This is a genomic window from Mesorhizobium sp. M0659 (genome assembly GCF_040320605.1).
Lineage (GTDB): Bacteria > Pseudomonadota > Alphaproteobacteria > Rhizobiales > Rhizobiaceae > Mesorhizobium.
This window is the reverse complement of sequence record NZ_JAMYPY010000017.1, coordinates 54,869-78,720: the sequence shown is the minus strand read 5'-3', so window position 1 is coordinate 78,720 and position 23,852 is coordinate 54,869. Positions and strand designations below refer to the sequence as shown.

Genomic DNA, 23,852 nt, shown 5'->3' with positions numbered 1-23,852 from the left:
TAGGCGATGGACAAGCGAAATCCTCTCAAAGTGCTAGTGCTTGGCGCCTCGGGTATGCTCGGCAATGCGGTCTTCAGGTTTTTCTTAAGCAGCCCTGGTTACCGGGCTTTTGGCTCAACCCGCTCGCAATCGCATCACCGCCTATTTGCGGAGGAAACCAGAGGAAATTTAGTTACTCTCCCCGATGCCGAAAACCACGACGCACTCGCTAAACTGTTCGCTGAGGTCGGCCCTGATGTCGTGGTAAACTGTATTGGTTTAGTCAAGCAGCTTTCCTCCGCGAGCGACCCTTTGGCGGCGATACCCATAAACTCGATCTTTCCCCATCGGGTGGCGCGCCTCTGTCAAATCGCAGGAGCTCGTCTCGTTCACGTAAGCACCGACTGTGTGTTTGACGGCGCAGACGGAAGTTACAGTGAGAACTCCCGCCCCAATGCATATGACCTCTATGGAAAGAGCAAGCTTCTCGGAGAGGTGGACTACGTTAACGCCGTCACGTTGCGGACCTCGATTATCGGCCGCGAGCTAGGTAGCGCACATAGCCTGATCGATTGGTTTCTCGCTCAGGAAGGAACTGTTAGAGGCTTTACGCGAGCAATCTTCTCTGGTCTGCCCACGGTGGAGCTCGCCAGAATCATCCGGGATTTCGTTGTTCCGCGTCCTGACCTCAGAGGCCTCTACCATGTCTCCGCGCAAGCAATCAGCAAGTACGATCTCCTCAGGCTAGTGGCCGAAATTTACGCCAAGCAAATTCGGATCGAGCCTGATGAGGGATTGTCAATTGATCGATCGCTTAACTCATCGCGGTTCCGCCAGGCCACGGGCTACGATCCCCCGGAATGGCCTGAACTTATTCGGGCAATGCATGAATTCGGCTAATCCAAATCGAGAACAAAGAGTATGTTTTCTAACAAAACGCTGCTCATAACCGGAGGCACTGGTTCTTTCGGAAACGCGGTGCTTTCAAGGTTTCTGGCGCGTGATTTCGCGGAAATCCGCATATTCAGCCGCGATGAGAAGAAGCAGGAGGATATGCGGTTGGCGCTCAGAGATGATCGCGTCAAGTTCTACATTGGAGATGTCCGTGACTATCATGCCGTCGACGATGCAGTCCGCGGTGTTGATTATATTTTTCATGCCGCGGCGCTAAAGCAAGTTCCTTCCTGCGAGTTCTATCCGATGGAAGCGATCAAAACGAATGTCAACGGGGCCGAGAATGTGCTGCGTGCAGCGATTAGCAATGGTGTGCAGAAGTGTGTTGTTCTTAGCACCGATAAGGCGGTTTATCCGGTCAATGCTATGGGCATGTCCAAGGCTCTGATGGAAAAAGTTATGATAGCCAAATCCCGTCTGAGCGAATCCGTCGGAACGGTCGTCTGCGCTACCCGCTACGGAAACGTCATGGCTTCCCGCGGGTCGGTTATCCCTCTGTTCTTGGATCAACTCCTGCGCGGTCAACCACTCACAGTGACCGATCCCAACATGACTCGCTTCCTGATGTCTCTTAGCGAATCCGTGGACTTGGTACTCTATGCCTTCGAGCATGCTCGGTCTGGCGACACCTTCGTTCAGAAGGCGCCGGCATCCACCGTCGGCATTTTGGCCAACGCGATGCGAGAAGTCCTTGGGCGCGACAATCCTATCAAGATCATCGGCACGCGGCATGGTGAAAAATTATTCGAGTCTCTTGTGTCTCGAGAAGAAATGGTTCGGGCGGAAGACCTCGGCAGTTACTACAGAATCCCAGCCGATTCACGGGATTTGAACTACGACAAATATTTTGTCGAGGGGGAAAAAGAGCTGTCGACACTGGAAGATTACACATCTCACAACACCGAGCGTTTAAATATTGAGCAGGTGAAGAAACTGTTGAGCCAGCTTGACCTCATAAAGGAGGCCATCAGTGCTTAAAGTGATGACAGTCGTTGGGACACGCCCCGAAATCATAAGGCTGTCGCGAGTTATCGCCAAGTTTGATACGAATTTCGAGCACACGTTGGTACATACAGGACAAAACTACGACCACGAACTGAATGAAGTGTTCTTCTCGGAGCTTGGTATCCGAACACCAGATAGTTTCCTCAATGCAGCCGGCAGATCAGCCGCCGAAACGATAGGTCAGGTGATTATTGCCGCTGACGAAGCCCTGGTTAAACACAATCCGGATGCGTTGCTGATCCTAGGCGACACGAATAGCTGTCTTGCTGCGATCGCAGCGAAACGACGCAAAATCCCAGTGTTCCACATGGAAGCGGGGAACCGGTGTTTCGATTTCCGGGTGCCCGAGGAGATCAATCGCCGTATCGTTGATCACATTTCCGATATCAATTTGCCGTATAGCCAAATTGCTCGCGACTACCTGTTGCGGGAAGGGATTCCACCTGACCAGATAATCGTCACCGGAAGTCCTATGCGTGAAGTTCTGGAGTACTATCATGCGGCGATCGATAGCTCGAATGTGCTCAGCCGCCTTGGGCTTACCGGGGGGAATTTCTTCGTCGTCAGCGCACATCGCGAAGAGAACGTTGACGATCCGGAACGGCTAGAACGACTTCTAGAGATCATCAACGGCATTGCGGAACGGTACGATGTTCCCGTGATAGTGTCGACCCACCCCCGAACGAGAAAGCGACTTGATGCGCTTGGTGGCGATCGCAATCCGAAGGCCAGATTTGAAAAGCCTTTTGGTTTCCTTGATTACGTGAAACTCCAAAGCTCTGCGCGCGCTGTGTTATCGGATAGCGGGACCATTACGGAAGAGAGCGCGATCCTCAACTTCGCCGCTCTGAATCTGCGAGAAGTGCATGAACGTCCGGAAGGTTTCGAAGAAGCCTCTGTTATGATGGTGGGGCTGGAACTCGAGCGGGTTTATGACGGAATTCGCATCCTCGAAACCCAGCCGCGCGGTGCGGATCGGCTATTGCGTTTGCCAAGCGATTACCAACCCGACAACGTGTCTGACAAGGTGATGCGAATTGTCCTAAGCTATACCGGTTTCGTAAATAGACGAGTTTGGAGAAAACAATAGCGGCAGGTTGGTGTTTCGCAGTTTCAACTCATTGCAGCGCACCGCGCGCGCTCTCAACCTGACTAGCTGACGTCAGCCCTCTTGTGACCCACCACACGACCCCAACGAACGTAACCGAAAGGAGGAGTTCGATGGCATAAATCAGTAACGTCCACGGGAACCCCATCTGGACGGTTAGATATGCCAGCGACACTCCTGTCACAGCCGCGGTTGCCACATTTTGAGTCAAGCGAGCAGCTACCCATTCGATCAAGTGGCCCAAAAGCGTCAGTGCAAACATAAACGCCATCACAATCAGCGGCGATCCAGACAGGCTTGCTATACCGATAGGGCCAGGAAGGGTCAGGAACGTGTAGTACTCGACGTTTCCGTAACGATCTCCGGACATCTTTTGGTAGATTGCGTGAGAGCCCGCTGCGGGATCCTCAGACATGACTTTCAAGAACAAGTCGATGCTGAGCTGCTCCGGATTGGCCGCTGCTGTCATAACGCCTTCCAGCCCGACCCATCGCATGATCGCTAGGTTGCGGAGTTGGTGAAATAAACCTTGGAGGGCAAAACGGTCGCTTGTGACGGCCTCCACCTTGTCGCTCAACGATGTCGTTTGGGATGCCGGCGGTTTCGTTTCCTCTTTTGGTGTGGAAGAGACCTTCGGCGAAATGGAATTTGCCTCCGGCGACGCAACATCATCGACCGATTTGGGGGGAGCGAGGGGCTCTAGGGCCGGGGGTGCAAACCGGGACGAGGGCGCAGTCTGCCCAAAATCGAACGTGCGCTCGAAACTGACCACCGCAAGTGAGCCTGCAAAAACAATCGCGGCCAAACACATCGCCAGGGCAATCGCGATCCAGTCCCGAACTTGCTGGCGGCGGAACACGATGACTGCAACTGCAGCTAGGACGTAGAGGAGAAGCTGGATTCGGCTGCCCATCGACAACGCGGCAAGCACACCAAGAAACGTGGCCGTAGCTACCAAGGAAGCATACGGCCATCTTCTGAGCTCTATGAGCCAGAGGACTGCGGTAAGTCCGCCGACAAGGGCACCCCACGTGATGATGAAGGCGGCGACCGCATAGATCCGAGCATCTATGTCGATGCCGAGGGGGTAGCCGATTCGGAGGATATGGAACGAGTAATTGGCCCAATATACGGCGATCGAGATGACTAGGAGGGACGCAAAAGCAACGAGGACGCAGTTAGCGAGACGAGCAGGTCCCGAAGCCATCGACGTGTTGGAGAAAGAGGGAAAAAGAGCGGCCAGAAGGTTGGCCAAGCACACGCCGGACAAGCCGCTGGCGGCAAAAGTCAGAGCCTGATCCCACTGCGAAGTGAAAGTGCTAATGGGCTCTATTAGCGCAACGCCATATACGAAGTTTGCAATTGCCTTGGCTATGAACCCTACGAAGAGGAACAAAGACAATAAGAAAACGAAAAAAGAGGAGGGGAATGCAAGCGATACGACGAGAGCGGCGCAACCGGAAGCATAGAACCACAGGATGATAGGCACCGAGGGACCGGGATTGCCCGCTAAAAGCAATGAGCACAGAGGGAGGGCTACGATTGCTCCTGTCGCCAGTGCGAAACCTACGATCCTGGAGGATTGGAATTTTGGCAGAGACTCAGTCATGCTCATGTCTATAGGCCGAAATAAACGTGCGGCCCAAGAGAGACTTTCCTTTTCCCCAATTGGCTCAATGGGCGCGCTGCGGCCCTCGTTGCGCAAAGCGTCAGCCTTATGCTATTGGCCATATGCGGATTGGCTTGGTTCGCCGTAGCCGGACACAATCAACGCGATGACACTCGCACATCAAATCCTGAAGAAGCCCCTTCATGAAGGACGACCGATTCGAAGACGAGCCACGCGTGGTCGTGCTCGGAGGGACTGGTTTCGTCGGTGAAGCATTTGCTAGGTGTTGGACTGAGTCATCCGCGGCTCGTCCCAGCCGATATCTTTTGCACAGGTCGCGGCCAAAATGGCTCGGCTTGCGGGGGATTGAACTAAACGACGTCAATCTTGCTAACCCAGCTCAAGTGCTGAGCGCGCTTCGCGGCCATGATGTTCTGGTGAACCTTCTGCGCCCCGATGGCAGCGGCTGGTATCGCGGTGCGATGGAAAGCCTGAAGTCGGTCTTTCGGGAATCCGGGATCTATCGCTGCATCCACGCGAGCAGCATTGATGTCTATGCGGGCGTAAAAGACCACTTCATTGACGAGAGTACGAACTCCCAGCCGCTGTCGCCTTATGAGACCGAACATATTGCTGTGGAATCGGTAATAAGGGGGTCATTCCCCGAGACAATCGTGTTGCGATTGGGGGCGGTGTTTGGCCGCGGTGGCCGCAATCTGGTCAGCTTGGCCGAAGAAATGAGCCAGGCGCCGCAGTGGAAAATCGCGCTTCGCCGCTCACTCTATGGCACCAGACGAATGCACCTTGTGAGCGTCGAGACTGTAGCCCGGACACTGGTTCAATTGTCGCTTGACCAAAAGCGCCTTGGCCCTCAGGTGGTGCTCGTTACGGACGACCACGACCCTAAAAACAATTTTGCCTTCGTTCAGGATAGTCTTGCGGCGGCGTTTCATCGTGACCTACCCAAGATTGGCGCTACAGCGCCGAGATCGTTACTGAGGTTGCTCCTTCGTATGCGAGGCCTGCCGGATCGGAACATTGACCGGCGTTTTTCACACAGAAAGGCCTCCGAGCTCGGGTTGCCTTCCGAGGCATTCGCGGACCGATTGGAGCAATATGCTCAGCATCTGGCCGGCGAGATCGGAAGGCGCGCCGAATGAACATACTTCTCACCACCATATCCCTCGATTCCCAAAAAGGCGGAGGAACCGCAGAACGAACGCGACGCCTGGCGGCTCACTTAGCGGCGAAGGGATGTCGGTGTGAGATCGCTACCATGCAGGACGGTGACTTGGCGGAAAACCTTCGCCAGCGCGGCATCCGGGTATACGCGACGGGTTCAGTTCGCCTGCGTTTCACGGTGCCGTTTATCAACCCTCTTCGGCTCGCCCAAAGCGTGCGCCGAGCAGATGCTGTGCACATTCTTGGCTATTGGAACCTTCTTTCGATCGCCACCGCGTTTTTGGCATCGCAGTTCGGCAAGCCCTACGCATTCTCCGCTGCTGGCGAGTTCGTTGGCCTCGAGCACCCGCGCCCGATAGCGCGTCTTTTTCACATCCTCTTTGGAAAGCGGGTAATTCGCCATGCCAGCTTGCTGGTTGCGGTTACTCCGCTAGAGCGAGGCCAAATTCTTGAACGATTTCGGCTTGCAGAAGACCGTGTAGCCGTCGTCCCCAACGGGGTGGAGGAGGATGCCGAGGCCGTCTCCCATTCGCCTTCTAGACTGGAAGCACCTTACATCCTGTTCGTGGGACGTCTTGCCGAGGTGAAGGGCCCAGACCTACTTGTCCAAGCCTTCGCAGATGTGGCGTCGGAATACGGCGATGTACGGTTGGTGATAGCAGGACCTGACTTTGGAATGCGCTCCAGCCTGGAGACCTTCGTCAGCGAGAGGCGACTTGGTGATCGGGTCGTCTTCACGGGGTATCTGGGCGAGATTGAACGAAGCGAACTTTATAGGCGAGCTCTGTTGCTTGCCGTGCCATCGCGCGCCGAGGCTATGTCGCTTGTCGCGCTGGAGGCTGGTGTTGCTGGAACGCCGGTGTTGCTTACCGATCAATGTGGGTTTGACGAAGTTGAGCGCATCGGTGGTGGCCTCGTCGTACCGGCGACTGTGGAGGGGCTCCGAGGTGGCCTCCGGTCGATGTTGGCGGATCGTCATTCTCTAGACGAGAAGGGACGAAGCCTTCAAACCTACGTTCGCGGAGAGTTTACGTGGCCATTGATCGTGGATCGCCTAATTTCACACTTCCGAAGCATGCTCGCGAATCGCCTAGATTAGGAATTTTCTCGTCGGGGCATGACAACGCTTAGAGAAGAAGAAGAAACGAAAAACAATTTCTTAAAATGAGCACACCAAGACAGAATCTCGATACAACGCCCCGCGTTTCTTTAGTGGTCCCGGCGTACAATGCGATGGGATATATCGGGGAGACCATCGAAAGTCTCTTGATCCAAGACTACCCGAACCTTGAGATCATCGTGGTGGATGACGGCTCCACTGACGGCACAAGCGATGTCGTGGCCAGCTTCGGCGCGAAAGTGAAATCGCACAGGCAAGCCAACGCTGGCCAGAGTGCAGCCATGACGGAAGGATGGGCGATGAGCACCGGGGAGGTGCTTGGCTATGTTAGCGCAGACGACCGTCTTCTCCCTGCCGCTATTCGACGATGTGTCGAGGAGTTGATGGCACGTCCTGAAATCGTGCTCGTTTACCCTGACTTTCACATCATAAACGAACGTTCGGTGTTTCGCTCGACGCTGCGACCTCCAGATTATTCGCGACGCGCTCTCTACGCGAGGCTCCATTGCCTGCCCGGCCCTGGTGCGCTCTTTCGGCGCCGCGCCTATGAAAGAGCTGGAGCTTGGCGTTCGGATCTACGTCAGATACCCGATCTCGATTTTTTCCTCCGGATGGGGTTGGAAGGCAGCTTCTATCATCTGCCGGAGGTGCTCGCTGAATTTAGAATGCATAGCGCATCAACGACCTACAGTTCTGTTTCATTCGAGAGAGGAAACGAACCTCAACTGATGATCGATGCCTTCTTTCTGCGGAAAGACTTACCCGACGACATTCGGAGGTGGGAGCGCGAGACCAGGGCAAACGCCAGTCTTCTTTCAGCAGCGATCCATGGCCGTTCCGGTCGAACAGGAGTTGCCCTGCGCCGGCTCGCCGCGGCTTCCTTGCATCCACCGACGCTGGCGTCGCTGAAGGCACTGAAACATATCTTGCTAATAGCGCGCGGCGCGTTTTCCGCGAAGTAAATCCTGTCGCCTATTCAGGATCTAGCGCCAACGAACTCCTTTCCTTACCGAGATGTGCGCCGAGAGCAGACACTGCACACTCGTGGTCGGCGCGTTGACTTAGACCTGAGACTGAAATGGCGCCGATCACGCCCACCGCTCGGACACGAATCGGAAAAGCTCCGCCGGCCAAAACATAGTCAGCCGGATCAAGGCCATATCCTGGCGGAAAGGTCCGGTCGGCACGCTGTTGCTCAAGAGCTAAGCGATACGAACTCTTGTGAAACATTCTGACGCTATTGAGCTTGCGTCGCGCCCATTCCGCAGTGAATTGGGCTGCCCCCGGAAGAGCGGCATAGAACAAACCCCGGTCCCACAATCGGAGCTCCACGACGATGGGTTGCTTCTCGACAAGAGCGTCGGCTCGGATTGCGCAGCCGATCTCAAACGCAATCATTTCGTCGAAACGTTCGAAAATAAGAGCCGTTTCCTGGTGGACGATTCTTGCGATGTCCCGTGCAACTCCTGGATTTGGCTCCATAGCCTCATCTCCATCCAATGCAACTCGCCGTTATATGACATCATTCCGATGCACAATGCCCGCTACAAACGCACGGCCTCGCGACACCATCATATATTTGAAGCTTGCAGACATTTGTGGGTAAAGCCACGCGACCTCCCTTTGACTGTCAAAGAGGCTGTTAAAAGCCCATGGCGATTGCTAGACGTTGTTAACGATCGACCGCATCATAAATTCGAATCGCACGGCGATGGGCACCCAAACATTCTTTGCAATAGTTTTCGTTGGCAGACAGGGTTCCAGCTATTTGCAGGGCCTAATCGACTCTCACCCGGACGCAACTTGCGAGGGTGAGTTATTCTCTCCCACCGTTCGCTTGCTAGCGGATTTGGTAAGGCGTCGCACGATATCGTATAGAAATTCTCGACAACGAGACGTCGCGGCATATCTGAGTCGAAAGCTGCACAAGAAAAAAAGCGCCGCAATCGGCTTCAAAATGCCGTATCTGTCACTGGTCGAGCATCCAGAAGCGAGAGAAGCGTTTGAGGCGTTTGGATACAAAGTTATCCGCCTCTCACGAGACAATCTCTTGGACCAATACATATCATTCAAGCTAGCGCAGATTAACAACGCCTGGAGGTCCGACCGCGGTTCAATGAAGATCACCCATTTTGCGGCCGAACCGGCAGATGTGGCGGAAGCGTTTCAAAAATGGACAGAGTGGGATTCGACACTCGCGCAGACAGTAGAGACTCTGCCCAACCTGCATGTTACCTACGAAGAGTTGGTCGACGGGTCGGGTGTGTTTCGCTCGCTGGAGTTCCTCAATTTGCGCAAAGTTCCGCTGCATAGCCCTTTCAGGAGGCAGCGGTCCGGTTCTCAATCCGATATCCTCGAGAACTACGCGGAGTTGAAGGACCATTTCGCCCGGACGCAATGGGCTAGGTTTTTCGTTGGATGATCGCTGTTCCGAATTGGAGTACCGAACCCTGCATTGTGTGCCAAGGTCTGCCGCTAAGGATGTCGGGTCACTCTTTTCCGCTAACGATTTCACCCTGTCAATTTCGCATCGTTTCAGGCCATGTGGCAACTGAATGAACGGCCGGCAGACCGACCCAATCTCTGCCCCGCTTAGAAGAGCAAATCTGCCTTCCATGTTGAGGGCCAGTGGGGCCGCGGCTGCAGGCCGCGTAGCAATACTGGCGGCAGGGCTAGGCAGTTCGCTTCTTCTCCCTCTCGGCCTATCGCAAGACAAGGTCGGCATATACTTCATCGCTCAGATTCTCACATCTGGGTTCGCAATTCTGGCGATGATGGGTCTTACGTTTACGGCCCCAGCACTCGTTTCAGCCGCTGCAGCTCAAGGCGATTTTGGGCGTGCGCGAGACGTCATCATGAAGATCCAAGGCATCGTAGGCGGATTTGGCCTCCTGGTCGCATGCGCTTTTTGGCTTGCCGATCCATGGATTGCATTCGGGAAAGACGCCGCGATTTGGCACGGGGTGCTGGCGATAGTTGCGTTGCAGGTCCCATGCGCCGCACTTGGAGCTGTGCAAGTGGAATTGCTCAGAGCAGTTCATTCGATCAGGAGTTCAGCCTTTCTTATGGCGTTTCCGAGCACGGTGGTCGCTCTCTTCCTGGCTTTCGCCCTAACGACTCGCCTGCAACCAGATTTGCATCAGGTGCTCCTATGCAGCCTTGCCGGATATGCGATTGCTGCGGGAGTTGGAGCCTTCAGCATTTCTTCGTCTTGCCGACGTTGGAGCGAGTCAGCCAAAGAACCCATTGGCACGGGAGCAATCATCCACCGGACCCTGCCCAATCTAGCGACCACCTTAGTGTTGTTTGGGCTGTCTCAGGTGGACATGATCCTATTGGCGCTGTTCAGCAGTCTTCAGGAGATCGCGCAATACGGCATCGCCCTGCGGATTTCGACAGTGCTCATCATGCCGTTGAGCATCGCCAATTCGGCCTTTGCACCCACAGCCGTTCACCTCTGGACGCTTAACGATCACACGGGTCTCCAGAAAGCGCTGCGGCCCTTGGTTTCAGTGGCGACCCTACTAACTTTTCTAATGTATGCCGGCCTTGCAACTCTTGGCTACACCCTGGTCCATCTTTGGAATCCACATTATGAAAATTCTCTCTGGCTCGCACTGATACTAGGTGCCGGCCAACTCGGGCACGTTCTCGGCGGTTCCTCAGGTATTTTGCTAATGGTCCTGGGCGACGAAAGGGTCGCCTTTCGCATCACCCTTGTCACGGGTGTCGCAACTGTTGCTCTATGTTGCCTGGGCATTTTGGCTGGAGGCCCTTTTTGGCTCGCCGCTGCAGCGGCGGTGTGCAACGTGCTCCAAGTCTATTTCTTCGCCAAGCGGGTTCGGGAAAGGTTCAACGTGGACGCTACAGTCTTGGCGCTGTTGCGCAGGAAACCTGTTCCGCACCCACACACATAGGCAATATGAACCTTAGGCCGAGAGAGCCAAACATCTTCATCGCTGATGTTCATCTTCGGACGGCAGTTCATTGAAGCGATGAGCGCCCGGTTCCAGTATAACCCATAACATCCCTATCCCCCCGTACACTGGGCTGCTGACAGTGACTGCTTTGCGCACCATGTCGGTCATCAAATTGGCTGCGCCTGCGCCTAAAAGCGGACGTTTAGTGGGAACCGCACTGGAGGTCGCGAGTCTGAAAGTGCGGGGCCTATTGAGCTAGAGTTTTAAGGTAACGTACGTCATCGGCGGCCTCGGCCAACAGCCAGTCGCGGAATGTCGTGATTTTGGGGAGCGCCGACGTGGCCGTGGGGCAGACGATCCAGTAGGTCTTGGACAGTCGCAGATCTGTGTCGAATGGTCTTACGAGGCGCCCATTGATGAGGTCCCACGCCGCAAGCGTGGTGCGGGCGAGCGCGATACCCTGACCGTCGATAGCCGCGTCTATGACCATGCTGGCGCGGTTCAAGACCGGTCGGTGGGAGAGTTCGGCATCGACGACGCCAGCGGCCTCGAGCCATTCCGACCAGTCCTTTCGGTCATCAAGGTGCAGCAACTGGAATTTCAGCACATCGGACGGCTCGCGAATCCGTCGGTGAAGTTTGGGACTGCAGACTGCGAACAGTTGCTCGGAGCACAGGCGAACAACATCATGCCCCGCCCAATTGCCATCGCCATGCCGCACGGCAAGATCAACGTCCTCTCTGGCGAAGTCGACGTGATGCATGGTTGCGGAAATCCTGAGATCGATGTCCGGATGCGCCTCGGCAAACCTGCCAAGTCGGTTCACCAACCACTTGGCGGCAAAGTCGGGCGACGTGCTGACCGTCAACGCTCCGGCCCGAGATAAATGCTGGATGCGCTCCGTGCCGAGAGCGATGCGGTCGAAGGCATCGCGCACCACCTCCAGATAGGAGAGGCCGGCCCGTGTAATTTTCAGCTTTTGACGCTCGCGATCGAACAGCCTAACGCCCAATTCGAGTTCGAGGGCCTTCACCTGATGGCTCACCGCGCCCTGCGTCACGGAAAGTTCGTCCGCGGCCCTGGTGAAGCTTTCGTGGCGCGCCGCCGCCTCGAAGGCTTTGAGGCCGTTGAGTGATGGCAGTCGGCGGGCCAATTTCGCACCATGTCATGAGAAAAATTGGGCCAAGCGCGAGAAACCATGCTTTGCATCCTCGGGAAGATTGGAGCATTTCCCCACCATGCGTCAACCAGCGCACTGCGGAAGGATTAGAAATGCTGAACCCCCTGCTGATTGAGACGCCGAAGCGTTCACCGCCACAGGAAAGTGCCCATCGCGTCCTGGAAAAATTGGTGCGCTCGATGGCGTCGGTGGCGCGCTGGATCGAGATACATCGCCAACGGGAACAACTGGCCGAACTCGAAGACCATCAGTTGGCAGACGTGGATCTGAGACCTGCGCAGGTTCGCAAGGAATGTGCAAAGTGGCCGTGGCAGGCCTAATTTTCTCAACTGAGGTCGACATCCTCCCGGACCGCGCGCGATCGGTCGTGTCTTCGTCAAATCAGCGAAGCAAGTCGCGAGTCGATTAGGGCAGCGCCAGCCAAGCCCGCGGTCGAGCGCCTGATCGCTTCCAATAGGCGCACCCTACCTGCGACAAACCACACCAGGCCAGGATCGACAGATTTGCGACGAGTGCTGACCTCGGTGCCTAATGCCTATTTGTTCGAGGGTGCCAACGGCTTCAGCAACGATCCGCAGGGCTCGATCGAGAACTGGCGGACGGCGGTTGAAAACGCGCTTCTGCGATCCGATGGACAGCGTCGGCTGTAACTGCCTTGGCGATCTCCTCGCGACATTGCAGGAGCGGACCGCGCGTATCGCCGAGCCTTCGAATGCGGCTCCAACCATGCCGATCCGCTGATGCTGCTGGCCGGCAGCAAAGGACTGGTTGCTGGTGATCCGATCGAGGCATGCAGGGCCGCATCCTGTTGACGGACGGCAGGCACAGGGAAGGCATCGCGGCGCTGCGCAGAGGTACGCAAAACCCTCCGAATGTACTAGTGTTTTGGCGCTGCGCGTACGGCCGTGGGCGAAGCGGACGACGCGCATAGGCATAGAAATCCGCTTGGAAGCCGAATCGCCTGACTATTCGGTCCAACGCACTCTACTGGTTAGCGGCCGGTTTCGCAGGGCAGTTCGTGAAAGCTGTCTTACTAGAATCGGCCCCCTAACCGTCTACCGGCGTTTCTGCGGTGGCCGATCATGGCCGAAGGAGAAACGAAATGGGAAATTCTTGCTACGACCTCGCCGCCTCCGACCGGCGCGCATGGAATGCAGGCAAGAAGATCGGAACGAAACGCCCTCTGAAACCTCGACAGATATGGGCGATACGTTTTTCCTCGATCGGGAACGGCATGTGGGAGACAGAGCGCTCTTCGATTTGGCGATCGATAGCAAGTTGCGCGGCTGCGATCTCGTGAAGATCAAAATAGGCAACCTTGTTATAGGACCGGAAATCCGTACTCGCGCGATGGTCCTCTGGCGCTCAAATGGGGCAACCGGCGAGAGCTGCCATCGCTGCGGTCAGCACCCAAATCCAGCATGGGCTGGCACCGGCTCGGGCCACCCGCGTCGTTGGGATGATCGGACTGGGAACCTAAGATGAGCCTGAGAAAGGCTGACCGTCAGGCAACCTGCAGACTGGCGTCAGCGATAGCGAGACGCGAGTTCGGACCCGCGACCGGCATCGAACAAGGCGCGATTTGCGTCCGCGACGGCGGAGAGCCTGTCCCTTTCCTCCAATGCCGGGATGCAAATCGTGTCTCCCTGCCGAAGGCCGGCCAAGGATGCCTCGACGACATCGGCCGGCTCCATCACTGGCACCTTGGGCCTGAGGACCGGCTTGCCATCGATGTCATGGAATTCTGTCCTGACGACCGCCGGACAAAGTGCCTGTACGCGAACACCTGTGCCCTGGAGTTCAGCCCCGAGAAGCTCGCTGAACGTCGTGATGAAGGCTTTCGTGGCGGCATATACCGAGCGCTTGGGCAAAAACGGGTGGTTCAGGCTTCCGCTGAAGCTGAGCATGGAGGAGACATTGACGATGGCCCCTTCGCCGCGTGCAATCATCGCAGGAAGTGCCGCATGCGACAGACGCATGACCGCAGTTACCTGGACGGCGACCTCCTCCCCGGCGCGGTCGATCGAGAGGTCGACGAACCGCGCGTAGGTCTGGAAACCGGCGTTGTTGACGAGCAGCGATATATCCCCGGCCCGGATCCGCCGCTCAACCGTGTCGACGCCTTCCGAGCGCGCCAGATCGGCGATGATGACTTCCGCGGAGGCGCCGCGGGCCTTGACCTCGCGGGCTACTTCCTCGAGCCGGTCGCGTCGCCGGGCGACGAGCACGATATCGTATCCGTCGCTGGCCAGGCGCTCGGCAAAAACTCGGCCGATTCCTGAGGATGCGCCGGTAATGATAGCCACGCCCAAAGAACTTCCGGTGGAATTGGTCATGCCGTCCTCCCAATGTATCGTGCCGATGAATTGATCTCTGATTGGCCAACAATATCGTCTGCGATCGGTTTTGTACTCACCAAGTCGGTATGCGCCCGGTTCCGCCTCAGATCATTTCCCCGCCGAAGCGGGCATTGGCGAGAGTGCCGGTTGCGAGCGCAGATTGCGGCGATCCTCGACTAGGTCCAGCAACGAGCGTTTGCGCCGGGACCTTCGCCTTGCAGGGATTGCTCCTGGTGTGACGGGTTCGGGCGGCCCTACGCAGGCAAACGCCCAAGTACCGTTTCGTATGTTTCGCGACGGCGGATGCGTTCAAGGATCCGGGGTTCCTCGTCCTGATGGTCATCCGGGATCAGCATGGTCACCGAGCGGCCGATGGCCGACAGATGGTTCCTGGCCTCCTTGGCCCGCTCGGGATCGGTGAGGGCAAACAGCATGTTGACCGCACCGATCAGATTGCCGGCTCCATCGCGGATCGGTGTCGGATGGGCTGGAACGGGAAGAAGGCCGCGCACGCTTTGCCGCTTGGCTGGCCGGGAGACGCCGTTAAAGCTGCGACCTGAGCCGGGCCGCAAGCCAGTCCGCGATTTTCTCGCGCAATGGTCGAGCTTGCCATTCGTCCAGGCTGATTTGCCTGGATCTCCGAAGATCTTGATCAAACAAATCGATTTGGGTATCTGCGAAATCCTTGCCGTAAACGTTCAGCATGGCTTCATCGTTCAGCCGGAGGGATCGCTCGTCTAGATTGGCTGAGCCAAAGCTCGTCCAGGCTTCGTCGACTATCAAGAGTTTGGGGTGGTACATAGTGGGCTGAAACTCAAAGATTCGTACACCGGCCTTAAGCAATGAGCCCCAGAAGTAGCGCGAGGCTTTTCTTGTCAGCGGCACGTCCGTCAGCGAATTTGGCACGATCACATCAACGGATACGCCCCGTTTCCTGACATCCAGGATTTGCTGTTGGGCAGTGTCGTCCGGCACGAAATACGCCATGCCGATGCGCAAGTGGTCGTGAGCTGCAGCCATCGCTGCCAACATCATAAGTTCCATTTCCGCGGAGCCGTTCGGCTGTGAAGACAGAATCAATTGGGTATCAAGCGCTCCCGCTGGCACGGGTGGAGGATAGAACTTCTCGCCCTGCAATGTCTCTCCGGTCGTTCCCAACCAGTTCTGCCCGAACGCTGCCTGGAAGGCAGACACCGCCGGGCCTTCAATGCGGTAGTGCGTGTCGCGCCATTCATCAGGGCTGCGCGCATTTCCGCGCCAGTTATCGGCAATCCCGACACCACCCGTGAACGCGACGCGCCCATCCACGACCAGCAGCTTGCGGTGGGTACGATTGTTTACGCGATCGATCGTGTACCAGTGGATGGGTCGATAACGCTCGAACCTGACGCCGGCGCTCGTCATAACGTGGATCAAGTCTTCATCGAAGGGGAAACTGCCGACCCAGTCGACCAGGACCCGGACCTCAACGCCTTGCTTAGCCTTCGCCGCCAGTGCCGTCGCGAACTCGTAGCCGACAGCACCCGACCAGTAGATGTAGGTCTCCACGTCAATGGTCGAACGAGCTGCTCGAACCCCTTCCAGCATCGATGGAAATATCATGTCTCCGTTGACGAGCGTCTCGACGGCATTCGTCCTGAACATCTGCCCTTGCGAGAAACTACTCATGGTCCTGGCGAATTGGGGGTCCGATGAATCGAATCGATATGGCACGATCGATCGCAAAACGCGGGCCTCGGGAGTGAGATTAATGGCCAGCAGCGTGAGTAGGCTGCCGATGGCGGCAACAGCAATATAGATCAGTTTGTGCAAACGGCCCGCTCCCGAGGTTGCAGGCCAGCTATAAACCTTAGAGGTCGCATGTTGGACCCTGTCAGCTCGATCCGGTCCACGCCAATGATGGAAGGAGAGTTCGCTGCCTCGATTAATGAGTCAGCGCTTGCGACCGATGGAATTTTCATCATCAAAAACTCAGGAAGGCCGCGCAGGTTCCCTGCATCGCCAGCGATCAGAAGAGCATCTGCCTCAGCCGCGTTAACATCGAGATAGAAGACCGAGTCCGGGCCACCGAATCAGACGCCCGACGGCAAGACAAAGTTTCCAGACAGACCAGCAGGCCCAAGGCAAGGCTGGTGAGGCCAAGGATAAGACGTCGGAAGGGGTTCGCCACATCGTCAGCGCGGACATATAGCCTTTGCTGCGCCAAGCACAGCGGAGTACACTGAGGAAATCGCGCTGCTGCGCCAGGACCCAGGCCTCAACAGCTTAGCGCAATTTGCGGTTATACTCCTCTGGGCAGAGGAGGATCGCTGGTGTCCCATTCCAGGAGCCGCTCCTGAAAGCTGACTAATGGCGCGTAATCGCGCTTATGCCAAGGTCAACGGTCAGGAAGATGCTGTTGAGCCGGGGCAAATTGCATGGGGTAACCGGATCAAAATCAACCGTCACCCGCAAGTCTGCCGGCGCCACTACTCCGGTAGCAACTGCGAGCTAAAGCGCCGCCTATAATCGTAGGGCGCTACCGCAAGAGCTTTGACGAAAGCGCGCCTAAGCCGTTCATCGTCGCCGAACCCGACCCGGTGCGCGATCTGCTGGACTGAAAAAGTGCTGCTCTCCAACAAACGCCGCGCTGCTTCAACCCTAAGGGCCTCGACGCCTCGTCCGGGGCTTTGTCCCGTGGTTTTCGTATAGACACGGGCGAAATTTCGCGGGCTCATCGCCATGAACGAGGCCAATGCGGGCACAGAAAGGTCGGTAGGAAGATTGTCGCGCATCCACTTGTGCAAGCCATCAAACCGGCCGGCACAGTCGTGTGCTTGCCACCGAAGTTCGATGCTGAACTGCGATTGACCACCGGGGCGCTTTAAGAAAAGCACCAAGTCCCGCGCGAGCGCCAGAGCTGCTGTATGCCCAAGGTCCTGTTCCACCATCGCTAGCGCCATGTCGATGCCGGCTGTGACGCCGGCCGAAGTCCAAATGTGATCCGCTCGAACGAAGATTGGATCGGATCTGACCTCGACCAGCGAAAAGCGCGCAGCCAGCTGCGAGCAATATTCCCAGTGAGTGGTTGCCGGACGGCCATCGAGCAAACCGCAGCCGGCCAGGATGAACGCGCCCAGGCATATGGAGCCGAGGCGGCGTACATGCCGGCTTTGCTCGATCAGCCAGTCGCAGAGCGCACTAGTTTGCGCAACTTGCAGTGCGGCATCACCTCCGGAAACGAGAAGGGTATCGATCTCAACATCCTTGCATTCGGTCAAACGTCGCGTGCTGAGAGCGATGCCTGTGTCCGTGACGACCGGACCGCCACATTCGGAGACAAGCAGGGTCCGGTATGCTGGTGCCCCGCTGGGAGTCTTAGCGTCATTGAACACCTGGAGAGGCCCCGTGACGTCGAGCAATTTCGTGCGGTCGAACAATACGAACACGATTAACGGGGTGGCAGAATCCGAGGGCATGTTGGCATTTATGCCATGCCTGGTTTGTGACATCCAGACATTCAGAAAGGGGAGCCTATGCTGGAGCTTCGCCCAAATTGTGAATGGTGCGATTGCGACTTGCCGCCCGAAAGTCTGAACGCGCGCATTTGCAGCTATGAATGTACTTACTGTGCGGCCTGCGTCGATACGATTTTGCAAAACGTCTGTCCGACCTGCGGCGGCAACTTTTCCACCAGACCCCTCCGGCCCTTCGGTGAGTGGCGACCAGGCTCGCGTCTGGGGCGAAGCTTTGATCCGGCCAGTACTGCGCGTAGATATTCCAGGTGGACAGCGCAGGAAGTTGGGGAACTTAGCCAGCGATTGCGAGGGGTGCCGCCCGAGGAGAGATAGAGACAGTGTGCGATGGAGTGACCAGCATGCTCAAGAAACACGATTATACCTGCGCGATCGAGTGGACCGGCAATCGCGGGCAGGGTACGAGAGCTTATCGCGGCTATGACCGCACATGGGACGTTAAAACGCCCGGCAAGGCAGTCATTCATTGTTCAAATGATCCATTGCTTGGTGGCGATCCGGCGCAGCCGAATCCAGAGGATCTGCTTCTTGCGTCGGTGTCGGCGTGTCACATGCTTTGGTACCTACATTTCGCCAGCGATGCCGGAATTGTCGTGCATTCCTATTCAGATGAGCCTGTCGGCCATGGAGAGAGCGAGCCAACTGGTGCCGGCCGATTCATTGGCGTGAAACTGAGACCCAAAATCCATGTCGAAGCCGGCGCCGATTTGGACAAGGCTGACGCTATCCATCATCGAATACATGAAGTCTGCTACATCGCGCGTTCGGTGAACTTCCCAATTATGATTGAGGCCGTATACGTGAGAACTTGACTGATGCGCCGGTTCCGCTTGCCCGGCAGGCTTCAGCTGTTGCGGCAACGAAGCCAAATGACAGAGCGGCGTCCGGCAGCACGGTTTTAGTCGGCGCCGTTCTGGCATTCGATCATCTCTGCAGCGCAACGTCTCCGCTAGCCAAGTAATGCTTCACGAAGGTCGGCTCCCGACCTGGCAGTTATCACGAGAAATCGGAGGTCACCGGAAGTGCGCGCTTATGGGCTGTGCCGGAGTAAACATGGAGGATCCGCCTTTGTGCAGCGTCGTCGATTTCCTTACCTTCGAGGAAATCGTCGATCTGTTCATACGTCACGCCGTATGCACCTTCGTCAGGGCGAAGTGGGACGAGGTTCTCCAAGTCGGCTGTCGGCACCTTGTCTATGAGAGCTGGCGAAGCGCCCAAGTGCGCCGCTAGTGCGCGAACCCTGCGTTTGTTTAAGCCAGAAAGCGGAAGAATATCCGCGGCTCCGTCGCCGAACTTGGTGAAGAAACCCATCAAGGCCTTTGCGGCGTCGTCGGCTCCGATGACCAGTCCTCGATTGGTGGCCGCGAGCGCAAACTGGGCGATCATTCGCTGACGAGCCTTGATGTTGCCTAGCAAGAAATCCACTCGGCCGACATCGCCGAGCTCAACATCAGCAAGCTTGATCGACTTGAGCATTGCGTCGGCAGCTGGCTTGATATCGACCTGTGCACCTCGTCAGCTCGAATTGTGTCACGTGCCCGCTGGGCGTCACTCTCGTCGGCCTGCCTGCCGTATGGGAGCCGGACGGCTAAGGGGTCTGGACGCACGCCTGAGCGGTCAGGTCTACACGGCGCTGATGCGACGGCCTCTGCGCACCAAGCTCGCTGGCGATGGCATGCAGTCGCTACGCGATCTCGACCAAGTTCGGTCGTTCCTGTCGAGAGCCGGCCCGACCGCACTTTTGCCGTGGATTCCGCTTTATCTCGGCATCTGTTTCCTCTTCCATTTCTGGATCGGCATGACAGCGCTCGTCAGCGCCGTCATTCTGTTCAGTCCTGACGCTGCTTGCCGAGGCCCGTACGCGAGAACCCGCAAAAGAGGCGAACCGCCATGCCGCGGCACACAACGCATTGGCCGAGGCGACACGGCGCAATGTCGAGGTGCTGCAGGCGATGGGTTTCGGCGCGCGCATCGCCGAACGCTGGGCAAGCATCAACGCCGACTGTCTCAAAACAGATGCGCCGCGTACCTCTCTTTGGGCCCACCAAGCATCAGTAAATGTGCTACGTATTGTGATACCTATTGTGATACAAATCGGTCCTTGAAACCGGGAAAAATCAAATAAACTCAGTAGCATACGGTCTTAGGTGATCCCAGCCAACGGTACCATCGAATTCCCGCTAAAGTCTTGATTGCCGATCCCGACGATCCACGAGAGATCAAGACCTGTATGGCGCAGTCGGCAGGGCAGGAAGAGCCCGACTGCACACACACCGCGGTGCGGATACACGCGCCGCAGCTTAGGTTTCATTTTACTCCAGCGGTTCGTCGGTCGGCCGAGGCGTCGTGCCTGCCTGACGAGGACGGCCGGCATTGCGATTTGCAATGCGGCTGTCGAGCGGCGATCTGGACGCTTGCTGGGCGCCAGCGGTCTTGGGCGCCGTCGGCTTGGCGCCGGAATCGCTGTTTTCAGCGTCGCGACGGGGATGTGGCAGGCCGGCGGCATCAGGCGATCTGACCGGAGGTGTGGCGGCCGGGTTTGTCGATACGGGTTTGTCCTTGGCCATTTTCAACTCTCGCCTTTTCAGCATGCAGACGGCCGGACAACAAAGTCGGGCCACTGGGGCAGAACGGTCAGCCGTGCGGGCGCATCACGACTTTGATGCAGCCGTCCTCCTTGTCGCGGAAGGTTTTGTAAAGTTCGGGCCCGGCCTTGAGGCCAGCGCGATGGAATGACGGGTCGATATCGCCGTTCTGAACTTTCTGCAGCGATGTCGCGTTCATCCTGGATCGTCGGATCGGCCACCTGTTCACAGCGTATCTCGCCTTTGCCGTGCCATGTGAGGGCCTTCATGTGCTGTTCCTTGACGACAAGCTCTGCAAGCCCGAACTTGGCTTGATGTGAAATGTTCCTGCTTCGAACGAGCATCCGGCCTCAACCTTGGCGGCCGAGCCGGGTTCGGCCATGCCGCAATGCTGCTCGGCCAGGGTGCCGGCCGGCGTGCCATGCGCCGCTGCAACCTGCAGCTTGTTTTTCCAGCCGCTGATCGCCTGCTGCGACGACCGCATCCCTGATCGCTTCGCAGGGCAGAGGTTTGGCGCAAGCGCAGGATCTGCTATCGCGCCAGCATCGCGGCGACAACGAACACGACGGCGGCAACGACGACAAGCGCGACAATGGCCAGCACCGGGCCGTTTTTACTCGGGGCCGGGGCGCGCTCGTCGTCCGGCCGCCGCATCGCATTGGCGAAGCTTGCTTGATTAGCGAAAGCCGGCGTGCCCGTCGCTGCGGGAACCGGCACGGCGCCGGTGTCTGCCGCTTCGGCATCGGTTTCCATAGGCGCCGCCGCCGGGTCGAATCCCGGCGTCTTGTCCTCTGTCACCCCAGACTGAATATCGCCTCTGTCTTCGGCCGGGTTACGTTCGACGTTCATGATGATGCTCCTGCCGCTGGCCCGGGCTTCCCCAACCGCGAGCGGATCAGGATGTTCCATCGGGCGGAATCGCCAACAACCAGGAGCAAATTTCAGATAGCCTTCAAACAGATGTCCCTGGTGGCAACGCGGGCCTTGCAACCAGTCAGCACCGGATTGGTGGTCTCGTTGTAATCGGCCATGGTCGGCAGCGCGGCAGATTCGGCAAAGTTCCAGTCTGGCTCGCAATGCCTGCTTACGCACACCGCCGCTGGTTGACCTTGAACTGGCTCGTTCCAGCCACTCCAACCCAAATTGCCAGTCCGGCTCCAGGCGGCGCGCTGTTTGTATTCCGTGGGAACATCAACAGCGCCAGCGAGTTCGGTATGTGCAGCGAGTTCCCTGTTCGCCGCATGGCCAACGTCCGGAACTCTTGACCGTCTCGCGTCTTCGCTCCTGGAGCGCGGGCCACTCCTCTTAGCCCAAGGTTGCGATCATGAGCAGAAACATTCCGGAAAAGCGGGCCAGGCAGGGTGGCTTGGGGCGACCGGTCCTTGGCGTGCTCTTGGCCGGCCTTGTCTTGGCGCTCATTGCCTGGGGGATCGCTGAAATCTATGGCGAGCAGGCTAAGACACCGGCGACACAACAAAACAGCCGGGTTCCATCGCCAGATACTTACAGCCCAAATCCTGGCCAAACGGACCCTGCAAACTCCAAGGCCGATGATGTGAATGGCGAACCGGTGGACCGAAATCCCAAGCTCGACAAGGATCCCACGCCGCGATCAAGCACTGGCGGGGATCAGCCAGGAACGCCGCCAACTCAACCTGCTTCGCCATAGCGTTCGCACTAGTTGATAAACACAATTCAAACAGATGCGGAAATGTGGAGCGGCGATTTCAGCCAATTTCAAGAGCCGGGTCTGTCAATAGTCGCCGGCGCTCTCTGATAGCTGGGGAGCCACGAAAACTCCGCTGATTCTTACCGCTTGCTGGATGGCACTGGCGGCTCCAGACCGACTGCGCGCTGTGTCACGCCGGCAGACCTTTGCACCTCTGGGCGCTTTTGAACTTGCAAGTCGATGGAATCGGGCAAGCTGGGTGTAGATGATGCAGTCGTCATCTTATCGAGGTCCGGCAGCAACACCATCTTTGCGTAGCGTGGAGGAACCAGATGGCCTCCGAAAACAGCGAATATCCCGCACACGAATAAAGCGAGAAGCAGGGCCGTAAGCACATCTGTGAAAATCTCGACAAATCTCATGTGCTCGCTCCGCGCGTAAGGATCCCGCGCGCTCTCGACAGTAAGTGCGGCGGGATCCTCAACCGGCGATGAAGGGACTTTGATCGACGGTCTTCTCCTAATGTGGCTTCCGGTTGCGTGTTCCCTGGTTCGGACCTTATCCACCGACTATGGGACTGAGGTCCCGAACCTAAATGGAACCAATGGGGAAGAGCGGAATCCATGTGCCTTTAAGAGGCTTCAACCAGAGGGCACGACGGCTGATCGTCAGCCTCCCGCCAGAGACAGTCCACGGGCGCGCTCGCGCAGCAAGGCAAGCAGTTCGTCGCGCCGTGGCTCCGGCGTGTCGACGGGTAACACCAGACACAAGGTCCTTTTGATGGCGCCGTGGCCGTCGTGGATGGGCGCTGCCATGCACCAGGTGAAGCGGTCCGCCAGAGCGGCGGTCTCGCTGAAACCCTGCCGGTGGGCCAGGGCAACATCGGCAAAGAATTCGGCTGGTGCAATGATGCGGCCGTCGGGAAGCTTGTAGTCGCCAGATGGGATGAAGTCCCTCAACTCTTGCTCGTTCATATGGCCGAGGAGCAGCCGTCCGGATGCCGTCCATGGGATCGGCACCTCGACCCCGACATCGCTTGAGATCCGGAACGGGCCCGGCGAATCTCGGCAGTCCAGAACGACGTATTTGTTGCCACGCAGGCCGCATAGCTGGACCGTCTCGCCTGTCTCGGCGGCCAACTTATCCAAGGTCTCGATGATGCGACGGTAATGGGCGTTGTGATGTGAGTAGGCCCAGCCGAACAGATGCATGGCGCGTCCGAAATAGACGTAACCTTCACCGCCGACGTTTTCGAGCATTTCGGCGTCGAGCAGGCTGTTGACGATCTCGTAGGTGGTCGAACGCGGCGCGCCGATCATCTTGGCGATGTCGCCGACGCGCATTGGCGCGCGGTGCCGCAGCAACGCCTCGAGCAGCATGATGACGCGGTCAATGCCGCGTCGTCGTTCGCCGTTGCGCGGCTCCGCGCCGGCTTCCTTCCCGATCGCATCGTTAGTGCCGTCGCTCATGACCATCCGCCAAAATCATTTCGGTTCTCGTCTCAAGGCGCTTGAAAGATGTCAAGGCTCGGTCTAGCATCCAATTTGTCCGATATACAGACACATTGTCTGAAATACCAGACAAACTAACGAGCCTGACGCAGACAAATCCCGAGAGGACACACGGTTTCCAAGACCCGGCGACCGACGGGTTTCCTCGCCCTTGTTCTGCACGTCGAGGCCACAAC

General features: G+C 57.4%; 22 protein-coding genes and 4 pseudogenes. 13 read left to right on the top strand and 13 right to left on the bottom strand.

All coding sequences use genetic code 11. The features are described 5' to 3' along the window. Positions 1 to 6 precede the first annotated feature (6 nt). The 3 genes from NKI31_RS24000 to wecB are packed head-to-tail and all read left to right on the top strand — an operon-like array spanning position 7 to position 3,028. Positions 7 to 879, top strand: coding sequence for a dTDP-4-dehydrorhamnose reductase family protein (locus NKI31_RS24000; RefSeq protein WP_352652708.1), 873 nt, complete (start codon positions 7 to 9; stop codon positions 877 to 879). A gap of 21 nt (positions 880 to 900) precedes the next feature. After that, positions 901 to 1,911 (top strand): polysaccharide biosynthesis protein, encoded by a 1,011-nt coding sequence (locus NKI31_RS23995; RefSeq protein WP_352652707.1) that lies wholly within the window; start codon positions 901 to 903, stop codon positions 1,909 to 1,911. Further along, complete coding sequence (gene wecB / locus NKI31_RS23990) at positions 1,904 to 3,028, top strand: non-hydrolyzing UDP-N-acetylglucosamine 2-epimerase (RefSeq protein ID WP_352652706.1); 1,125 nt, start codon at positions 1,904 to 1,906, stop codon at positions 3,026 to 3,028. Before NKI31_RS23995 ends, wecB begins: the two co-directional genes overlap by 8 nt. 28 nt (positions 3,029 to 3,056) lie before the next feature. Here wecB and NKI31_RS23985 read toward each other — a convergent pair whose 3' ends face one another. After that, a complete protein-coding gene (locus tag NKI31_RS23985) occupies positions 3,057 to 4,655 on the bottom strand; it encodes a hypothetical protein (protein WP_352652705.1) in 1,599 nt (532 codons plus the stop codon). 203 nt (positions 4,656 to 4,858) lie between these two features. Between NKI31_RS23985 and NKI31_RS23980 the strand changes: the two genes are divergently transcribed. From NKI31_RS23980 to NKI31_RS23970, 3 genes are all read left to right on the top strand, one after another. After that, positions 4,859 to 5,815, top strand: coding sequence for an NAD-dependent epimerase/dehydratase family protein (locus NKI31_RS23980; protein WP_352652704.1), 957 nt, complete (start codon positions 4,859 to 4,861; stop codon positions 5,813 to 5,815). Further along, complete coding sequence (locus NKI31_RS23975) at positions 5,812 to 6,936, top strand: glycosyltransferase (RefSeq protein WP_352652703.1); 1,125 nt, start codon at positions 5,812 to 5,814, stop codon at positions 6,934 to 6,936. The genes NKI31_RS23980 and NKI31_RS23975 overlap by 4 nt, the downstream gene beginning before the upstream one ends. A 65-nt stretch (positions 6,937 to 7,001) precedes the next feature. Further along, positions 7,002 to 7,919 (top strand): glycosyltransferase, encoded by a 918-nt coding sequence (locus tag NKI31_RS23970; protein ID WP_352652702.1) that lies wholly within the window; start codon positions 7,002 to 7,004, stop codon positions 7,917 to 7,919. Positions 7,920 to 7,929: 10 nt separating this feature from the next. On the opposite strand, the gene NKI31_RS23965 is transcribed toward NKI31_RS23970, so the two are convergent. Continuing rightward, positions 7,930 to 8,439: a heme-degrading domain-containing protein gene (locus tag NKI31_RS23965; RefSeq protein WP_352652701.1), complete on the bottom strand. Its 510-nt coding sequence runs from the start codon at positions 8,437 to 8,439 to the stop codon at positions 7,930 to 7,932. 187 nt (positions 8,440 to 8,626) lie between these two features. Here NKI31_RS23965 and NKI31_RS23960 point away from each other — a divergent pair, with 187 nt between their 5' ends. Together NKI31_RS23960 and NKI31_RS23955 are read left to right on the top strand one after the other, a co-directional pair. Beyond that, positions 8,627 to 9,379 carry a hypothetical protein gene (locus NKI31_RS23960; protein WP_352652700.1) on the top strand — a complete coding sequence of 251 codons (753 nt, stop codon included), beginning with the start codon at positions 8,627 to 8,629 and terminating at the stop codon, positions 9,377 to 9,379. Between the two features lie 433 nt (positions 9,380 to 9,812). Beyond that, complete coding sequence (locus NKI31_RS23955) at positions 9,813 to 10,874, top strand: lipopolysaccharide biosynthesis protein (RefSeq protein ID WP_352652699.1); 1,062 nt, start codon at positions 9,813 to 9,815, stop codon at positions 10,872 to 10,874. Positions 10,875 to 11,124: 250 nt separating this feature from the next. On the opposite strand, the gene NKI31_RS23950 is transcribed toward NKI31_RS23955, so the two are convergent. Continuing rightward, entirely contained in the window at positions 11,125 to 12,030 is a 906-nt protein-coding gene (locus NKI31_RS23950) for a transcriptional regulator GcvA (protein WP_352652698.1), read from the bottom strand. Between the two features lie 119 nt (positions 12,031 to 12,149). Between NKI31_RS23950 and NKI31_RS23945 the strand changes: the two genes are divergently transcribed. Both NKI31_RS23945 and NKI31_RS23940 read left to right on the top strand, forming a co-directional pair. Continuing rightward, on the top strand, positions 12,150 to 12,377 hold the full coding sequence (locus NKI31_RS23945; RefSeq protein WP_352652697.1) for a DUF1127 domain-containing protein: 228 nt from the start codon (positions 12,150 to 12,152) through the stop codon (positions 12,375 to 12,377). Between the two features lie 782 nt (positions 12,378 to 13,159). After that, positions 13,160 to 13,431 (top strand): annotated as a pseudogene (locus NKI31_RS23940) (integrase); the annotation flags it as partial. 152 nt (positions 13,432 to 13,583) lie between these two features. Here the strand turns inward: NKI31_RS23940 and NKI31_RS23935 are convergent. The 4 genes from NKI31_RS23935 to NKI31_RS23920 form a co-directional block, all read right to left on the bottom strand. Then, positions 13,584 to 14,393: an SDR family NAD(P)-dependent oxidoreductase gene (locus tag NKI31_RS23935; protein WP_352652696.1), complete on the bottom strand. Its 810-nt coding sequence runs from the start codon at positions 14,391 to 14,393 to the stop codon at positions 13,584 to 13,586. 257 nt (positions 14,394 to 14,650) lie between these two features. Continuing rightward, a complete protein-coding gene (locus NKI31_RS23930; RefSeq protein WP_352652695.1) occupies positions 14,651 to 14,908 on the bottom strand; it encodes a hypothetical protein in 258 nt (85 codons plus the stop codon). A gap of 31 nt (positions 14,909 to 14,939) precedes the next feature. Beyond that, positions 14,940 to 16,208 (bottom strand): phospholipase D-like domain-containing protein, encoded by a 1,269-nt coding sequence (locus tag NKI31_RS23925; protein WP_352652694.1) that lies wholly within the window; start codon positions 16,206 to 16,208, stop codon positions 14,940 to 14,942. Between the two features lie 656 nt (positions 16,209 to 16,864). Beyond that, a complete protein-coding gene (locus tag NKI31_RS23920) occupies positions 16,865 to 17,854 on the bottom strand; it encodes a GlxA family transcriptional regulator (protein WP_352652747.1) in 990 nt (329 codons plus the stop codon). 57 nt (positions 17,855 to 17,911) lie between these two features. Here NKI31_RS23920 and NKI31_RS23915 point away from each other — a divergent pair, with 57 nt between their 5' ends. Both NKI31_RS23915 and NKI31_RS23910 read left to right on the top strand, forming a co-directional pair. Beyond that, complete coding sequence (locus NKI31_RS23915) at positions 17,912 to 18,226, top strand: DUF1272 domain-containing protein (protein ID WP_352652693.1); 315 nt, start codon at positions 17,912 to 17,914, stop codon at positions 18,224 to 18,226. 26 nt (positions 18,227 to 18,252) lie between these two features. After that, a complete protein-coding gene (locus NKI31_RS23910; RefSeq protein WP_352652692.1) occupies positions 18,253 to 18,723 on the top strand; it encodes an OsmC family protein in 471 nt (156 codons plus the stop codon). A gap of 184 nt (positions 18,724 to 18,907) precedes the next feature. Here NKI31_RS23910 and nadE read toward each other — a convergent pair. The 5 genes and pseudogenes from nadE to NKI31_RS23885 form a co-directional block, all read right to left on the bottom strand. After that, a pseudogene (nadE, locus tag NKI31_RS23905) lies at positions 18,908 to 19,524 on the bottom strand (NAD(+) synthase); the annotation flags it as partial. A gap of 699 nt (positions 19,525 to 20,223) precedes the next feature. Beyond that, positions 20,224 to 20,478 (bottom strand): hypothetical protein, encoded by a 255-nt coding sequence (locus NKI31_RS23900; RefSeq protein WP_023704496.1) that lies wholly within the window; start codon positions 20,476 to 20,478, stop codon positions 20,224 to 20,226. A gap of 67 nt (positions 20,479 to 20,545) precedes the next feature. Next, a pseudogene (locus NKI31_RS23895) lies at positions 20,546 to 20,665 on the bottom strand (zinc-binding dehydrogenase); the annotation flags it as partial. A 192-nt stretch (positions 20,666 to 20,857) separates the two neighbouring features. Further along, positions 20,858 to 20,959: pseudogene (locus NKI31_RS23890) on the bottom strand (SDR family NAD(P)-dependent oxidoreductase); the annotation flags it as partial. A gap of 68 nt (positions 20,960 to 21,027) precedes the next feature. Beyond that, positions 21,028 to 21,405, bottom strand: a complete 378-nt coding sequence (locus NKI31_RS23885; RefSeq protein ID WP_023807591.1) for a hypothetical protein — start codon at positions 21,403 to 21,405, stop codon at positions 21,028 to 21,030. Positions 21,406 to 21,820: 415 nt separating this feature from the next. Here NKI31_RS23885 and NKI31_RS23880 point away from each other — a divergent pair, with 415 nt between their 5' ends. Continuing rightward, entirely contained in the window at positions 21,821 to 22,165 is a 345-nt protein-coding gene (locus NKI31_RS23880) for a hypothetical protein (protein WP_352652691.1), read from the top strand. A 668-nt stretch (positions 22,166 to 22,833) separates the two neighbouring features. On the opposite strand, the gene NKI31_RS23875 is transcribed toward NKI31_RS23880, so the two are convergent. Continuing rightward, on the bottom strand, positions 22,834 to 23,634 hold the full coding sequence (locus tag NKI31_RS23875; protein ID WP_023686799.1) for an IclR family transcriptional regulator: 801 nt from the start codon (positions 23,632 to 23,634) through the stop codon (positions 22,834 to 22,836). Positions 23,635 to 23,852: the final 218 nt, after the last annotated feature.

Coding starts and splice junctions, on each gene's coding strand:
- NKI31_RS24000 (WP_352652708.1), top strand. CDS start 7: ATGGACAAGCGAAATCCTCTCAAAGTGCTAGTGCTTGGCGCCTCGGGT.
- NKI31_RS23995 (WP_352652707.1), top strand. CDS start 901: ATGTTTTCTAACAAAACGCTGCTCATAACCGGAGGCACTGGTTCTTTC.
- NKI31_RS23985 (WP_352652705.1), bottom strand. CDS start 4,655: ATGACTGAGTCTCTGCCAAAATTCCAATCCTCCAGGATCGTAGGTTTC.
- NKI31_RS23980 (WP_352652704.1), top strand. CDS start 4,859: ATGAAGGACGACCGATTCGAAGACGAGCCACGCGTGGTCGTGCTCGGA.
- NKI31_RS23975 (WP_352652703.1), top strand. CDS start 5,812: ATGAACATACTTCTCACCACCATATCCCTCGATTCCCAAAAAGGCGGA.
- NKI31_RS23970 (WP_352652702.1), top strand. CDS start 7,002: ATGAGCACACCAAGACAGAATCTCGATACAACGCCCCGCGTTTCTTTA.
- NKI31_RS23965 (WP_352652701.1), bottom strand. CDS start 8,439: ATGGAGCCAAATCCAGGAGTTGCACGGGACATCGCAAGAATCGTCCAC.
- NKI31_RS23955 (WP_352652699.1), top strand. CDS start 9,813: ATGAAGATCCAAGGCATCGTAGGCGGATTTGGCCTCCTGGTCGCATGC.
- NKI31_RS23945 (WP_352652697.1), top strand. CDS start 12,150: ATGCTGAACCCCCTGCTGATTGAGACGCCGAAGCGTTCACCGCCACAG.
- NKI31_RS23935 (WP_352652696.1), bottom strand. CDS start 14,393: ATGACCAATTCCACCGGAAGTTCTTTGGGCGTGGCTATCATTACCGGC.
- NKI31_RS23920 (WP_352652747.1), bottom strand. CDS start 17,854: ATGCCCTCGGATTCTGCCACCCCGTTAATCGTGTTCGTATTGTTCGAC.
- NKI31_RS23915 (WP_352652693.1), top strand. CDS start 17,912: ATGCTGGAGCTTCGCCCAAATTGTGAATGGTGCGATTGCGACTTGCCG.
- NKI31_RS23910 (WP_352652692.1), top strand. CDS start 18,253: ATGCTCAAGAAACACGATTATACCTGCGCGATCGAGTGGACCGGCAAT.
- NKI31_RS23900 (WP_023704496.1), bottom strand. CDS start 20,478: ATGGCCAAGGACAAACCCGTATCGACAAACCCGGCCGCCACACCTCCG.
- NKI31_RS23885 (WP_023807591.1), bottom strand. CDS start 21,405: ATGGAACATCCTGATCCGCTCGCGGTTGGGGAAGCCCGGGCCAGCGGC.
- NKI31_RS23880 (WP_352652691.1), top strand. CDS start 21,821: ATGAGCAGAAACATTCCGGAAAAGCGGGCCAGGCAGGGTGGCTTGGGG.
- NKI31_RS23875 (WP_023686799.1), bottom strand. CDS start 23,634: ATGAGCGACGGCACTAACGATGCGATCGGGAAGGAAGCCGGCGCGGAG.